Annotated in this window: 12 protein-coding genes; 3 read left to right on the plus strand and 9 right to left on the minus strand. The window is 62.8% G+C overall.

Going from position 1 to position 14,286, the window contains the following annotated elements; genetic code table 11:
* Positions 1-162: 162 nt before the first annotated feature.
* Positions 163-1,434: a double-cubane-cluster-containing anaerobic reductase gene (locus H585_RS0111775; protein ID WP_027367962.1), complete on the minus strand. Its 1,272-nt coding sequence runs from the start codon at positions 1,432-1,434 to the stop codon at positions 163-165.
* A gap of 582 nt (positions 1,435-2,016) precedes the next feature.
* On the opposite strand from H585_RS0111775, the gene H585_RS0111780 reads away from it, so the two are divergent.
* Both H585_RS0111780 and gltA read left to right on the plus strand, forming a co-directional pair.
* On the plus strand, positions 2,017-2,856 hold the full coding sequence (locus H585_RS0111780; protein ID WP_027367963.1) for a sulfide/dihydroorotate dehydrogenase-like FAD/NAD-binding protein: 840 nt from the start codon (positions 2,017-2,019) through the stop codon (positions 2,854-2,856).
* Positions 2,849-4,297: an NADPH-dependent glutamate synthase gene (gene gltA / locus H585_RS0111785; RefSeq protein ID WP_027367964.1), complete on the plus strand. Its 1,449-nt coding sequence runs from the start codon at positions 2,849-2,851 to the stop codon at positions 4,295-4,297. Before H585_RS0111780 ends, gltA begins: the two co-directional genes overlap by 8 nt.
* 42 nt (positions 4,298-4,339) lie before the next feature.
* On the opposite strand, the gene H585_RS23060 is transcribed toward gltA, so the two are convergent.
* Positions 4,340-4,579 carry a transposase gene (locus H585_RS23060; RefSeq protein WP_138708185.1) on the minus strand — a complete coding sequence of 80 codons (240 nt, stop codon included), beginning with the start codon at positions 4,577-4,579 and terminating at the stop codon, positions 4,340-4,342.
* 369 nt (positions 4,580-4,948) lie between these two features.
* Between H585_RS23060 and H585_RS0111795 the strand changes: the two genes are divergently transcribed.
* Positions 4,949-6,145: a D-arabinono-1,4-lactone oxidase gene (locus H585_RS0111795; protein WP_027367966.1), complete on the plus strand. Its 1,197-nt coding sequence runs from the start codon at positions 4,949-4,951 to the stop codon at positions 6,143-6,145.
* A 559-nt stretch (positions 6,146-6,704) separates the two neighbouring features.
* Here the strand turns inward: H585_RS0111795 and H585_RS0111805 are convergent.
* From H585_RS0111805 to H585_RS0111840, 7 genes are all read right to left on the minus strand, one after another.
* Positions 6,705-7,424 carry a 4Fe-4S dicluster domain-containing protein gene (locus H585_RS0111805; RefSeq protein WP_027367967.1) on the minus strand — a complete coding sequence of 240 codons (720 nt, stop codon included), beginning with the start codon at positions 7,422-7,424 and terminating at the stop codon, positions 6,705-6,707.
* Between the two features lie 18 nt (positions 7,425-7,442).
* Positions 7,443-10,460, minus strand: coding sequence for a formate dehydrogenase-N subunit alpha (gene fdnG / locus H585_RS0111810; RefSeq protein WP_081678655.1), 3,018 nt, complete (start codon positions 10,458-10,460; stop codon positions 7,443-7,445).
* Positions 10,461-10,489: 29 nt separating this feature from the next.
* A complete protein-coding gene (locus tag H585_RS0111820; RefSeq protein WP_027367969.1) occupies positions 10,490-10,711 on the minus strand; it encodes a hypothetical protein in 222 nt (73 codons plus the stop codon).
* Positions 10,712-10,903: 192 nt separating this feature from the next.
* Complete coding sequence (locus tag H585_RS0111825) at positions 10,904-11,782, minus strand: transposase (protein ID WP_420834587.1); 879 nt, start codon at positions 11,780-11,782, stop codon at positions 10,904-10,906.
* 110 nt (positions 11,783-11,892) lie between these two features.
* Positions 11,893-12,930: a GTP 3',8-cyclase MoaA gene (gene moaA / locus H585_RS0111830; RefSeq protein WP_014259892.1), complete on the minus strand. Its 1,038-nt coding sequence runs from the start codon at positions 12,928-12,930 to the stop codon at positions 11,893-11,895.
* Entirely contained in the window at positions 12,927-13,556 is a 630-nt protein-coding gene (mobA, locus tag H585_RS0111835) for a molybdenum cofactor guanylyltransferase (protein WP_027367972.1), read from the minus strand. Before mobA ends, moaA begins: the two co-directional genes overlap by 4 nt.
* Positions 13,553-14,284, minus strand: a complete 732-nt coding sequence (locus tag H585_RS0111840) for a formate dehydrogenase accessory sulfurtransferase FdhD (RefSeq protein ID WP_027367973.1) — start codon at positions 14,282-14,284, stop codon at positions 13,553-13,555. Before H585_RS0111840 ends, mobA begins: the two co-directional genes overlap by 4 nt.
* Positions 14,285-14,286: the final 2 nt, after the last annotated feature.

Below are 14,286 nucleotides of genomic sequence, written 5' to 3' on the forward strand. Positions count from 1 at the left end.
AGGGGTTTCCCTTCCCCCGGACCCCCATCCCTTCCTCAAAAACATTTAGTTATTCAGACCTGAAAGACAGGCCTGCACCATTGCGAACGCACGCCGTGTTCCCATGCGGGGGTTCGGGGGGAGGTTTCTCCCCCCGGCCGCCGGAGGCATATTCTCATACGCCTACTTGAGCATTTCGACGAAGGCTTCCACGCGCGTCTTGAGTTGCCCAACGTCTTCCATGGAGTAATCCGTCTCGATGGACAGCATGGGAATGCCGGCGTCCTTGAGGGCCTTGTCCACCTTGAAGAACTCGTGGGCATAGGGCTGACAGAACAGCAGGCCGTAGTGGATCACGCCGTCGGCCTTGGATTCCTTGGCCAGCTGCACGATATTGTCCAGCCGCTCTGTGTTTGGCGTGAAGGTGGCGCAGTCGATGCGCAGGTAGCGGTCGGCGATGGCGTCGAGCATGCCTTCCAGAGTATCCGTGGACTCGTCCACCAGATCGCGCGTGTTGCGCGAGCCGATACAGGACTCCTCGGACACGATGACCGCTCCCGAGGACTCGATGATGTAAGGCAGCTTCCAGTTGGGCACGGCCATGGGACAGCCCGAGAGCATGAGCCGCGGCGTGCCCTTGGGAGCCACGCCCTGGCCCTGCTCGATGCGCGCCTCGATTTCGTCGCACAGCTCGTTGATCTTGGCCGTGAAGCGCACGGGATCGTCGTAGAAGCTGATCTGGTTCACCAGCAGCACGTCGCGGCCCGATATGGGCGCGGGCTCGGTCGCGCGCAGGCGGTTCAGGCGCTGCAAGGCGCGGCGCTTGGCGTTAACGGTCTGGATGGCCGTCTTGAGCTTGTCCGCCGTGATGGTCTTGCCCGTGAGCTTCTCGATAACCTGCTTGTAGCGCAGGACCTCGGTCTTCCACAGGACGCGGTCATGGTCGTCCTTTTTCTGGGGCACTTCCATGATGTGGATCGGCGCCATTTCGGCCAACTGCTCATAGGCCTTCTTCTTGCCGTCGCAGGTCGTCTCGCCCACGAGCAGGTCGCAGGACTCGATGTACGGGCACAGCCGGGCCAGTTTGAAGCCCATGAAGGACTTGATGAGCGCACAGGTATTGCGCGGCACGAGCGTCTCGGCCAGCTCGGTGCCTGCGTCCGCTCCGGAGCACAGGCCGACCTGCACGGCGTCGGCGGCCAGGGTCAGCTCCTCGGGCACGAACACGCAGAACGTGCCGACGATCTTGCGACCCTGTGCCTTCGCGTCCTGCAGTTCCTGAACACGCAAGCCATGCACTTCGGACAGCACGAAGTCCAGGTACTCCGCACCCTTGAGCCTGCCCTGCTGCGAAAGATAGATGTCGCCGTAGAACTTGCCCAGAACCTGCATCAGGCCGTCATGGGCCTTGAGGTCAAGGTTCAGCTTTTCCCACATATCAGTGTAGTTGGTCATGCGTGCTCCTTGGCTCGTCGAAACTAAGAATTGAAGGTGAGGAGAATATCTATGCGGGAGTGCCTGCAGCGTGGCAAATCGTTTCGACCAATGGCTGCAGTGTAGATTGATCAGGAGATTGAATGCCGGACGCCTGATCGGCCATGCGGTCGAGCTGGTAACTCGTGCGGCATCGGCTGGAAACGATTCGCTCGAGCATGAGATCAAGAACTTTTAGGCTAGCTTTACTGATGCAGGTCAGCAGCAGACGGGGTTCTCATGCGGCGCGCTAGGTCTCGGAGTTCAGGCCGCCCCGAAGCGAGTGCACAGGAAAAAGCCAAGGAAGGTTGAGCATCGGCATCCTACTGAGTGTGCCCAAGAGCGATTCGGCTTGCGCCTCCGTGATTCCGCCCAAAGCATGAGTAAGCGCATTGCGTCTTGCAAGCGGACAGCATGGCGTATAAAGTGCCCCGACCCGCTGACGGGACCTTCCTCTCCTGTGTCATCGCGGACTACATGACAAGCGAGGGACACCCTCCTCAACACCGCAAGACCGGCGCCATTCCGTGGCTGGCCGGCAAGCTGTATTTCCTTGGAGATATCATGGCCGCACGCATCATCCGCAAGGAAGTGCTCATTCCGGGCCAGACCACCAAGCTGGTCCTGGATGCTCCGCACGTGGCCGCCAAGGCCAAGCCGGGCAACTTCGTCATCCTGCGCGTCCACGGCAAGGGCGAGCGCGTACCCCTGACCATTGCCGACGCCGATCCGCAACAGGGCACCATCACCCTGGTCTACCTCGTGCTCGGCAAATCCACCTGGCTGCTCAACCAGCTTGAGGAAGGCCAAGAGCTGAACGACCTGTGCGGCCCGCTGGGCAGACCCACGCACATCGAGCCCGGCCCCGAGCCGGTGGTCTGCGTGGGCGGCGGCACGGGTATCGCGGCCATGCACCACATCGCCAAAGGCTTTTCCCGCGCGGGGCACGAAGTCATCTCGGTCATTGGCGCGCGCGCCAAGGATCTGCTCCTGTTCGAGAACGAGCTGCGGACCTTCAGCCACGACGTCATGGTGGCCACCAACGACGGCAGCCACGGCATCAAAGGCTTCGTCACCGACGCCCTGCGCGACTATCTGGACGCACACAAGGACGTGGCCGAGGTGGTGGCCGTGGGCCCGGTGCCCATGATGGAAGCCGTGGCCAACCTGACCCGTCCGTATGGGGTCAAGACCACCGTGAGCCTCAACTCCATCATGATCGACGGTATCGGCATGTGCGGTGCCTGTCGCGTGAACGTGGGCGGCAAAATCCAGTTCGCCTGCGTGGACGGTCCTGAGTTCGACGGCCATCAGGTGGATTTCGTTGAGCTGCGCGAGCGGTTGAGCGCCTACAAGCCCCATGAACTCAAGTCTTATCAGGAGTGCGGCTGCAGCCATGGCTGAGAAAAAGACCAAACCCTCCCCGAAGCCTCGCGTGGCCATGCGCGAGCAGCCCGCGATCGAACGCGTTGGGAACTTCTCCGAGGTGGCCCTGGGCTACACCCGCGAGCAGGCCATGGCCGAGGCGGCGCGCTGCCTGCAGTGCAGGAAGCCCGCGTGCGTCAAGGGCTGCCCCGTGGAGATCAATATTCCTGGCTTTATTACCCGGCTGGCCGAGGGCGATGTGCGCGGCGCTTACGGCATACTGCGCGAGACCAACAGCCTGCCCGCGGTCTGCGGCCGGGTCTGTCCCCAGGAAGTCCAGTGCGAAGGCGCATGCATCCTGGGCCAGATGACCGACAAAGCCAGCGGTGAGAAGCTTGAGCCCGTGGCCATCGGCCGCCTGGAGCGCTTCGCGGCCGATACCTTCGCCGCCGAAAGCGCCTGCGACGAGCTGACCGGCAAGCCAGTGTGCGCCATGCCCCGCGACGGGCTCAAGGTTGCCTGCATCGGGTCCGGCCCGTCCAGCCTCACGGTCGCCGGCTATCTTTCGGCCCTGGGCGTGCAGGTGACCATCTTCGAGGCCCTGCACGAGCCCGGCGGCGTGCTTGTGTACGGCATTCCCGAATTCCGACTGCCCAAAGCCACCGTGGGCCGCGAAATCGACGCCTTGCGCGCCCAGGGCGTGGAGATTCGCTGCAACTGGGTGGGCGGCAAGACCGTGGCCGTGCGCGACCTTCTGAACGACGGCTACCAGGCCGTGTTCATCGGCGTGGGAGCGGGCTTGCCCAAGTTCCTTGGCGTTCCCGGCGAGAGCCTCGTCGGCGTCTACTCGGCCAACGAGTATCTGACGCGCGTGAACCTGGGCCGGGCCTACGACTATCCCGCCTACGACACGCCCGTGACCAGGGGCAAGCACGTTGCGGTCATCGGCGGCGGCAACGTGGCCATGGACGCGGCGCGCACGGCCCTGCGCCTGGGCGCCGAGCGCGTGAGCATCGTCTACCGCCGCACCCGCGAGGAAATGCCCGCCCGCCGCGAGGAAATTCATCACGCCCTGGAAGAGGGAGTGCACCTGGAAATGCTTTGCAACCCCACGGCCTACGTGGGCGACGGCAAGCACCGCCTGGCCGCACTGCGCCTCCAGCGCATGTGCCTGGGCGCTCCCGACGCCTCCGGCCGCTGCCGGCCTGAAGCGATACCCGGCGACGTCTTCGAGCTGCCCTGCGACCAGGCCATCCTTGCCGTGGGCACCGGCTCCAACCGCGTGCTGCTCCAGGACACGCCGGAAGTGACCCTCAACAAGTGGGGCTACATCGTGGTGGACGAGGAAACCGGCGAAACGTCCCTGCCGGGCGTCTATGCCGGAGGCGACATCGTCACCGGCGCGGCAACGGTCATCCTGGCCATGGGCGCCGGCCGCCGCGCGGCCAAGGCCATAGCGCGCAAGCTGGGGCTTCAGTAAGAAAAGAAGCCAGAGAATCGGTGGGGGAATCCCCTTTTGCGTTCAGGGTCCTGCCGGGAATTCCGTGGGTGAGGCCTCAGGCGCTTCTCGGATAGAGGTCAAGACCGCCACAGAAGAAGTAGATGGCGGTCTTGACGTTCTCCTTGTTCCTGTGGCCGCAGGCCTTCGTTTGATGTTCATGATCTTGCTGTTCAGGCCCTCCGAAGTCCCGTTGGTGATCCGCTGCCGGCAGGTGACGGTGTTCTCCAGGTGTTCCTTGAGGGTATGGGCCTCCTTCAGCATCGGCTCGATGCTTTGACCTACCCAGGGTAAAGCCGGAAGGCCCCCTGTCCAGCTTCCGGGTGCGCCATGCAGGCCGCGCGGACTCCCGTTCGGTTCGCCATTCTCCCCCTCCTTGACTGGTTTGGCCGCCGACTTCCGGATATTCCGGCAAGTCCCAGGACATGGCGAACCAGCTCCTCGATACAACCCCAATCGTCCTGATCTTGAGCAATTCGTGCCTTGCCATTTAGCCTGCGGTAAACCGCCAGGGCCACTGTTCGATCCCGCTCATTAAGTTGTCCGGGTCAGGTTCTCAACAGCACGCTAATAGCCTATCCTCCTGGATGCCCTCCCCTCGACGCGGGAGAAACCATGACGCGGAGGCGAGCCATGCCACGGGAATGGTCCAACTGGTCGAGCAGCCTAAGGTTCACGCCGGGCAGTGTGAAAACCCCGGCGGACGAGCAGGAGCTGCGCGCGCTCGTGATCCAGGCGGGCGAGGACGGCCGCAGCGTGCGCGTGGCCGGCGCGGGACGCTCCTCCACTCCGCTCGTGGCCACGGAGCACGTGCTTGTGTCCATGGAACGCTTCCAGGGGCTGGTCTCCCATGATGCGCAGGAGAATGAGGTCACGGTACGAGCGGGCATCACGCTCAAGGAGGCCGGCAGGACGTTCCACGACCTGGGCCTGGCCATGGCCAATCTGGACGACGTGGATCTGCAGTCCCTGGCCGGGGCCATCGGCACAGGCACCCACGGCACGGGCAAGGACCTGCAGATCCTCTCCTCGCACCTCGTGGGTGGCCGCATGGTCACGGGCGGAGGGCCCATCGTGGCCTTCGACATCCAGGACGACACCGAGTTCGTCAATATGCTGCGCGTATCCTTGGGCACGTTGGGCATCTTCACCGAACTGCGCCTGCGGCTCCTGCCGGCCTTTGAACTGGAGCGCAAGGAATGGTGCACGCACATCGAGGGATGCCTGGCCCATCTGGACGAGCTCATCGAGGGCAACCGAAGCTTCGATTTTTACTGGTATCCGCGCAGCGACGAGGCAAAGCTCAGGACCCTCAACTCGCCCGGCCAGGGCATGCGGGGCATCCCCTACGCCACCTTGCAGAAGGAGATGCGCGGATACAGCCACGAGGTCATCCCGAGACACCGGGAACTCAAGTTCGACGAGATGGAGTATTTCCTTCCGCGCAAGGCCGGGCCCGAGTGCTTCCGCGAGGTGCGCCGCCGCGTAAGGGAGCGCTGGCGCACGGACGTAGCCTGGCGCGTGCTCTACCGCACGGTGGCCGCCGACGACTCCCACCTGAGCGCGGCCACGGGCCGCGACTCGGCGACCATGTCCCTGCATTACAAGGCAGGCCTGCCTTTTAAGGGTCACTTCGAGGACATCGAACCCATCTTCCGCGACTTCGGCGGCCGGCCCCATTGGGCCAAGCAGCACTCCCTGCGCGCCGAGGAGCTTCGGCCCATGTACCCCGGGTGGGAAGAGTTCATGAGAATGCGCAAATGCCTGGACCCAGATGGCGTGCTTCTAAACCCCTACCTGCGTGAACTGCTGGGCGTGAGCCCCGCATGAGTACCAACCGCGGCGCGAAGGCAGCATGATGCATATCGGCAGAAAGGCCTGGGCCATGGCCGGCGGGCGAATCCCCTTGGGCTGCACAGGTATGTATTTTGAGTTCTCCAGCCAGAACCAGCTTTGCGTGCTAAAGCACTTTGCATTTGAACTGGGAGAGTGCGCTGCCCTCTCCCAGACCCACTCCCGCCAGGGGAATGATTTCCCTGAACCCTCATTTCATTTGCAAACTGCTTTAAAAACGGGGGTCTCGAGAGGCCCGCATCGAGCTGACCATCTTTTACGCCGAGCGTGAACCGGTGGGGTCGATCTGGTCCACGGCCACGCTGGGTATCGTGCTTTTCTACGAATCCTTTTCGGCCATCTACTTCATAGGCTTGCGGCGCTGACAAACAGGCTTGCAGCCCCACAGCACCTCGCCTGGTCCACTTTATTCGTAAATGAAAAGCCGGGGAAGGGGGTCTTCCCCGGCTCTGCCGGAAGTGTTGCTTCTTTGCCGAAGCGGGATGCATTCCGAGGTCCGGCATACGCCGGACCTCGGTCTTACTCATTTCATGGGTTACCCAAAGACGCGCAGGGGCCGCAGCAGCTTGGCGAACATCTGCTTGCGGGTCATGCCCGGAGTATCGGCCGACGCGCTCAAGTACTGATGGTACTGCGCGGCCGGCTCCTCGGTGAGCACAATGACGCGCACCGCATCGGCGTCCACCAGCTCGGCACGGGGGTAGTGCTTCTTGACCTCGGCCAGGCGCTTTTCGGCCAGGGCGAGCATCTCCTCGCGGTCGCCGAAGTTCATGGTCCCCGTGGGGCAGGACTGTACGCAGGCGGGCTTCATGCCGTTCTGCACCCGGTCGAAGCACATAGTGCACTTGCTCCACATGCCGGTCTTGGCGTCACGACGCGGGATGTCGTACGGGCACAGGTCCGTGGACGCCGTGTCCTCCGGGATGGCCGCGGTGTACTTGGTGTACACAACCGCGCCGGTTTCCTCGTCGTGGATGATGGCCCGCTCGTCAAAGCCGTCGGCGACCATCTTGCAAGGCGGTTCGACGCAGTGACGGCACTGGTCCGGAAAGAACAGCCACTTAAGTTCGCCGTTCGTCTCAACTTCGTTGAAACGCACCAGCTTGAACGTATGATAGTTAAGATCCCTTGGGTTCTGCCGACTGCCCCAGTTGGTAGTCTCCGTGGCAGGATTCTTGTTCCACTGCTTGCAGGCCACCTGGCAACCACGGCAGGCCGTGCAGCGCGTGAGGTCCATGAAGAAACTCTTGGACATCTGTCGGTCCTCCTATGGCTAGGCCTTGTCCTTGGTTACGTTGACCATGAAGGCCTTGGTCTCGGGAATACCCGTGTTGGGGTCGCCCACGGACGGGGTGAGCAAGTTGGCCGACTCGCCGCCGTTCTTGGGGTAAACCCAGCCGTAGTGCCAGGGAATGCCGACCTGATGGATGACGTTCCCCTGCACCGTGAAGGGCTTCAGCCGCTTGGTCACCATGGCGATGGCCCATACCTTGCCGCGCAGGCTTTCCACCCAGCACTTGTCGCCGTTCTTGATGCCGCGCATCTCGGCCAGCTCGGGGCTCATCTCCACGAACATCTGCGGCTCGGCTTCCAGCAGCCAAGGCGTGTAGCGGGTCATGAGGCCCGTCTGCCAGTGCTCGGTCACGCGGTACGTGGAGCACACGAACGGATAGCGCGGATCGCAGACCGCCTTGCGCTCTTCCTTGAAGGACAGCGCAGTGGGGTTGTGCAGCGTGCTGGAGAACGGATGCTTTTCCACAGGGCATTCCAGCGGCTCGTAGTACTCGGGCAGCGGTCCGTCGTTGCGGCCTGGGCCGAACAAGGAGCCGACGCCATCAGGCTTCATGATGAACGGATGCTTGGAGCCCGGTTCCCATGGGCCGTCGGGCACATCGCCGACCCACTTGCCATCTTCCCAGGCGATGAGTGCCTTCTTGGGTGCCCAGGGCTTGCCGTTCGGATCGACCGAAGCACGGTTGTAGATAACGCGGCGGTTGACCGGCCAGGCCCAGGCCCACTTGGGGAACAGGCCCACGTTGGCCTGCATGGGCGTCTGGGTCTTATCGCGACGGGCGGCCATGTTGCCTTCGTCGGTGTACGAACCCGCGTATATCCAGTTGCCGGAGCAGCTGGAGCCATCGGCGGCGAGGAAGGCGAAGCTCGGGACCTGCTGGCCCTTCTTGAACTGCTTGCCGTTTACCTCGACATCCTTGAGGTAGTAGCCGTTGATGAGCTTGGCCACCTTGTGCGGATCGAAGGCATGGTGCGTGGCGTGCTCCCAATTGAGCTGCATGATCGGATCGGGGAAGGCGCCCTTCTTCTCCTTCTTGTAGAGAGCGCGCACTTCCTCGAACAGCTCATAAATGATGTCGCCGTCCGGCTTGGTCTGCCCCATGGGCTTGGGGCCAGCGTAACGCCACTGCATCCAGCGGCCCGAGTTGGAGATGGAGCCTTCCTTCTCGTAGGACACGCAGCAGGGCAGGAAAAAGACCTCGGTCTTGATCTTCTTGGGGTCCATGCCCGGACCCTTCCAGAACGAGCCGGTCTCGTTCTCGAAGATGTTCACGTTGACCATCCAGTCGAGCGTGGCCATGGCTTGGCGGGTCTTCTCGGCGTTGGCGCCGCCGCAGGCCGGGTTCTGGCCCCAGGCGAAGAAGCCTTTGAAGCCCTTTTTGGACATACGATCAAACAAGGACAGCCAGGTGTAGTTGCGGCCGTCCTCCAGCTTGGGCAGGTAGCTGTAGCCCGTCTCCAGATCAGCCTGGGGATAGAAGGCCTTGAGCAGGCTGGCCATATACTTGGGCTTGTTCTGCCACCAGTTGGCGCTTTTGGGGTCGGCGCTCTTGGGCGTGTGCTTCTCGTTGTAAGCCGCCAACGTGGGCAGGCTGGCCGATGGCGTGTCCATGTAACCGGGAATGATATGCACGAGCAGACACTGGTCCGTGGAGCCTTGCACGTTGGATTCGCCGCGCAGGGCGTTGATGCCGCCGCCGGCCATGCCCATGTTGCCCAGCAGCAGCTGGACGATGGTCATGGCGCGGATGTTCTGCACGCCCACGGTATGCTGGGTCTGGCCCATGGCGTACATGATCGTGCCGGACTTGTCGGGCTTGCCCGTGGCCGCGAAGGCCTTGTAGAGCTTGAGCAGGTCTTCCTTGGACGTACCCGAGATGGCGGATACCGTATCCAGGTCATAACGCGCGTAGTGCTTCTTCAGGAGCTGGAATACGCAACGCTCGTGCTTGAGCGACGGGTCGCGCTTGGGCAGGCCCTTCTCGTCCTTCTCGAAGGCCCAGGTGGACTTGTCGTAGGTGCCCTTCGCGGGGTCGAAGCCCGAGAAGATGCCGTCCTTGAAGGAGTACTTCTCGCCCACGATGAACGAGGCGTTGGTGTACTCGGCCACGTACTGCGGGAAGTAAAGACCCTGATCAAGGATGTACTTGATCATGCCGCCCAGGATGCCGATATCCGAGCCCGAGCGCATGGGAACGTAGATGTCGCATTTGGCCGAGGTGCGCGTGAAGCGCGGGTCCACGTGGATAAGCGTGGCGCCGTTGTCCTTGGCCTTCATGACCCATCTGAAGGAGATGGGATGGTTCTCGGCAGCATTGCTGCCCATGATGAGGATCGCATCAGCGTTCTTGATGTCGATCCAGTGGTTGGTCATCGCACCGCGTCCGAACGACTCTGCCAGAGCCGCTACAGTTGCGCTGTGTCAGATACGTGCCTGGTGCTCAATATACGTGAGCCCCAGGCCGCGAAGCATTTCCTGATAGATCCAGCACTCTTCGTTGTCCATGGCCGCGGAGCCGACCGAGGCGATGCCTTCGCAACGGTTGACCACGTTGCCCTTGGCGTCCTTGACCTCGAAAGACTTGTCGCGGGTGTCCTTGATGCGGCGAGCGATGGTCTTGAGCATCCAGTCCCAGCTCTTCTCTTCCCACTTGTCGGAATTGGGAGCACGGTACAGGGGTTTCAGGACTCGCTTGTCGTTCTCGGCGAGCTGATAGAGGCTGGCGCCCTTGGCGCACAAGGAACCTTCGTTGATCGGATGGTCGGGATCGCCCTCTACGTTGATGGCGCGGCCGGCGCCATCCTTGGCCGTGCTGACGATAAGGCCGCAGCCCACTGCACAGTAGCAGCACACGCTCGTGGTCTGCTTGGCGTTCTGCAGCTTGAACTGCTGAGCTCTCGCAACGGTGGGCTTCAGATCGAAGCCCAGGCCGCCGAAGGCCGTGGCGGCTACCGCCACACCCGAGAGCTTGAGGAAATCGCGGCGACAGATGCTCATGTCTCCTCCTCTAGCCGTTTACAAATGGATCAACTTCCACCGGTCTCGCGCGAAAGCCAGAGCATCAGGCCGTAGCCTGCATGCGATCTGGCGCTCGAGAGCGGCTTTGCCTCGACGGCGGTCGCGTCCTTGCCGTGCTTGCACGCGAGCAGGCACGCCCTGGCCACGACAGGCGCAAGATCAAACCCCAGGCCGCCGAAGGGCAGGCTCGCGGGAACGATACAGCGCGTGTTCATGATGACGTCAGGCATACACTTACCTCCCGTGTCCAGTCGTAATCCTACTGGGACTCCGGTATTCTCCTGCATAGGTCTGAATAGCTTCGGGGTCAAAAATCATCGACTTGCTCAAGCTTTGGCACCTGAAGCATCTCACCGGAATGTCACGCGAAGCTGACCAGACAGGGCCAAAAGGACAAAAAGATACGGCGGGGGAACAAGGTCTTACTCGTACTCCGGCACCAGCCTGCACAGACTGGACACGAGGAGTGGAAACAGCTCCTCGTTGCGGTGATTGTAACGGAATTCCAGCTCCTTAAGGTAGAGTGGAAAGCGCCGGGATGTCACGCCGTTGTACTGGCGGAGTCGGTCTTGGGCGAAACGCCAGAAGCCGCTGACGAGGGAGTCCACGTAGGCCTGGCGGTCGCGACCGTTGATGATGTGCAGGGGGATGGTCTCGTCGCCGCAGAAGATAAGCGCGTCGTAATGCTTGTATTTGTCGGAGTAGACGATGTTGCCCATGCGCTCGAGCTTGAGCTTGAAGTTGAAGTGGAAGTGCAGGACCGTCTCGGCGGTCATGTAGGGCAGCAGGTCCACGAAAGCCCAGCCTGACTTTTCCATAAGCCCGAAGACCGGAAAGGAGCCCATGCGTTCCTTGCTCTTCTCCATGCCGATGCGGCCGTTCTCGAAACCAAGATCCAGGCCGAAGGCGCCCGTAAGCAGTTGCTTGGCGTCCAGGGCCTGTGACAGCAGTGAAAAACGCAAGGTGGTTACAGCCTTGTAGACCGTATTGTAGGACAGCCCGAGTTGGGGGGCCATGCGATTGGCGGTCAACTCCTGCTCGAACAGCTTGAGCAGGCGCAGCCAATCCAGGCAGGACAGACCGCCCACATTGATCCAGCGCCGCGAAAGCTCATGGAACGTGTAACGGCAGCGCGAACAGCGCAGGCGCTCGTCGGACAGCCGATAGACGCGGGCCTCGTCGCACTTGGGGCAGCGCAGCTTGCCATTCTGCTCGCAATGGGACAGCACGTAGCGCCTGGCGGTCGGCTCGGAAGCGAAGATGCCCTGCGCAAGCTCGGTCGCAGGCTGGATGTTCGACATCGCCGCCGAATCCTCCAGGCGATCCTGGTTCTCGGGTTGTTCCGGGACCTGTTGAGTCACGTGGTAGTCCCGCATTTCAGTTATCCGTCCTGCGGGTGACCTCGCGCCGTCTATCCACCGATGGCCGACATGCGCTTGCCGGCCACGGAGTGGCCCTTGGCCCTGGCGGCGAGCAGCTTATAGCCCAAGGGCTTGCGCGTGCTGGCCAGGCGCATGGCTCGCAGCACGGCCTCGGGGCCCAGATTAGGGTGGCGCAGCATGGGCAGCAGACGGTACTCCCGGTCCGAGAAGAGGCAGGTGCGCAGCTTGCCGTCAGGAGTTATGCGCAGCCGGTTGCACGTGCCGCAGAAGTGATCCGACAGAGGCGAGATAAGCCCCAGCCTGCCTTTGCCGCCCTTGATGGAATATACGCGTGCCGGGCCGCGGTCGGCGTCGGGGCCGCCGTCGAAGCTTTGGACGGGCACTAGTTCGGCCAGTTCCTCGGCTTGGCGCAGAATGTCGCTTGCCGGCCAATAGCGCATGTCCGACCACAGGTCGTCATCGCCCATGGGCATGAACTCGATGAAGCGCATATCCAAGGGGTTGTCGCGGGCCAGGGCCAGGAAGGCCGGCAGTTCGTCGTCATTGACCCCGCGCATGGCCACGGCATTGACCTTAAGCTTGATGCCCTCGGCCATGACCTCGTCCAGGGCCGAGCGCACCTGGCGGAAGAAATCGCGGCCGGTGATGTCCACGAACTTGCGCGGGTCAAGGGTATCCAGGGACACGTTCAAATGCGTTACGCCCAGTTCCTTGAGAGTCCTGACCTTGCCCGCAAGCAGTGTGGCGTTGGTGGTGATGCGCAGGTCCAGCTCTGGATGGCGGGCCAGGATATGCTCCACGAGCCACAGGAAATCCTTGCGCACGAAAGGCTCGCCGCCAGTCAGGCGCACCTTGCGGATGCCCAGTTCCTTGGCCAGATCCACGATGGTCAAAAGCTCCTCATAGCGCAGGATGCTCTGGTGATCGATGAAGCGGATGTCCTTGGAGAAGCAGTAGGCGCAACGCAGGTTGCAGCGATCCGTGACGGACAGCCGCAGGTAGCTCACGGTCCTGCCGTGGCTGTCCAGGATGCGTTCATTCTTGTGCAGCCGTTCGATGCCGGTCATGCCGCGCCCTCCGCCTGTCCGTCGGCCCTGGCTTCCAGCTTGCGCATGAGCGCCAGGTCCGCCGGATAGTTGATATTGAAAAAAGGCAAAGCCTGCTCCTGGCTGTATGGGACCTGGCAACGATGCTCGCGCGGCACGATGCGCGAGAGCTTGTGTTCGCCCCTGACCACGGCGCTTTCCAGCACGGGCAGGGCCTCGGGCTCGTAGATGGCCACCAGGGCCTCGATGTATTCGGTCTCCACCTGGCCATAGGTGGTCATGAGCACCGGCTGCGTGCAAGCCGCCCTGGCCTCCATGAGCCGCTCCAGATAGTCGCGCTCGATGAAGGGCAGGTCGCAGGATAGCACGAGGCAGGGTCGACTCAGGGCACGCAGAGCCGTGATGATGCCGCCCACGGGCCCCTTGCCGGGGACGTCGTCAAGCCTCCAGGGCAGGCTCAAGCCGTGATCCGCCGGGTCGCGGCCAATGACCCAGACCTCGGGCGTCACGGAGCGCAGCAGCCCGGCCGTGCGCGACAAGAGATCCTGGCCTTCGAACAGTATGCGGGCCTTGTCGCGGCCGAGCCTGCTGCTCTTGCCGCCGGCCAGGACTACTCCCGCCAACTGCCGCCCGCACATTTGGTTCATTGGCCGATCCTGCCCTTGGGGTCCGCGAAGACTGTGAAGCGACCCTCGCGGGCGAAGCCCACCAGGGTCAGGCCGCTCTTGGCTGCCATGTCCAGGGACGCTGTGGTCACGGCCGACTTGCTGACCACCATGGGCACGCCCAGCTTGCGGATCTTGAGGCACAAACTCGCCGTGACCCGCGCCGAGACGAACAGGGCCAGGGACGCCGGGTCGCGCCCCTCGCGCAGCAGCCAGCCGGCACAGCGATCGAGGCAGTTGTGGCGACCGATGTCCTGGGCCATGAAGGGGAACTCCCTGGCCGCAGGATCGTAGAGCGCCGCGCGATGGAAACAGCCCGTGTCCTGCCACAACCCTTCGATGCGGAAGAGCTCCTCCATGGCCGTGAGCACGTCCCGAGCCGAAAGCTGCCCGGGAAACGGATCGGCCCGCTGCTGATCTTGAGCCGACAGGTCCGGCTGGACCATGCGCAAGTCGAGGTAGAAGTTGTTGCCCTGGCGCGTGGTGAGCACCGGTTCCTGCAGCGCGCCGCAGACCTCCAGCCTGACATGGCCCAGGGCCAACGTCTCCAGATCGTGGGGATAGGCCCACAGGAAGCGTGGCTGCTGACCAGCCACGGCGACGGCCATGATCTCCTCGCGGCTGACCACGTCCTCGAAGTCGCGCCATGCGCCATTCTTGAATTGGCGACAAGCTACCTGGACCAAATTTTCCGCCGGATTGGCCGTCATGG

Origin of the sequence: Desulfocurvibacter africanus subsp. africanus DSM 2603 (assembly GCF_000422545.1) — a bacterium.
In the GTDB taxonomy this organism is placed as follows: Bacteria; Desulfobacterota; Desulfovibrionia; order Desulfovibrionales; family Desulfovibrionaceae; genus Desulfocurvibacter; species Desulfocurvibacter africanus.

Coding starts and splice junctions, on each gene's coding strand:
- H585_RS0111805 (WP_027367967.1), bottom strand. CDS start 7,424: ATGTCCAAGAGTTTCTTCATGGACCTCACGCGCTGCACGGCCTGCCGT.
- H585_RS0111795 (WP_027367966.1), top strand. CDS start 4,949: ATGCCACGGGAATGGTCCAACTGGTCGAGCAGCCTAAGGTTCACGCCG.
- H585_RS0111840 (WP_027367973.1), bottom strand. CDS start 14,284: ATGACGGCCAATCCGGCGGAAAATTTGGTCCAGGTAGCTTGTCGCCAA.
- H585_RS0111825 (WP_420834587.1), bottom strand. CDS start 11,782: ATGTCGAACATCCAGCCTGCGACCGAGCTTGCGCAGGGCATCTTCGCT.
- H585_RS0111775 (WP_027367962.1), bottom strand. CDS start 1,434: ATGACCAACTACACTGATATGTGGGAAAAGCTGAACCTTGACCTCAAG.
- H585_RS23060 (WP_138708185.1), bottom strand. CDS start 4,579: ATGCTGAAGGAGGCCCATACCCTCAAGGAACACCTGGAGAACACCGTC.
- H585_RS0111820 (WP_027367969.1), bottom strand. CDS start 10,711: ATGCCTGACGTCATCATGAACACGCGCTGTATCGTTCCCGCGAGCCTG.
- moaA (WP_014259892.1), bottom strand. CDS start 12,930: ATGACCGGCATCGAACGGCTGCACAAGAATGAACGCATCCTGGACAGC.
- H585_RS0111780 (WP_027367963.1), top strand. CDS start 2,017: ATGGCCGCACGCATCATCCGCAAGGAAGTGCTCATTCCGGGCCAGACC.
- mobA (WP_027367972.1), bottom strand. CDS start 13,556: ATGAACCAAATGTGCGGGCGGCAGTTGGCGGGAGTAGTCCTGGCCGGC.
- gltA (WP_027367964.1), top strand. CDS start 2,849: ATGGCTGAGAAAAAGACCAAACCCTCCCCGAAGCCTCGCGTGGCCATG.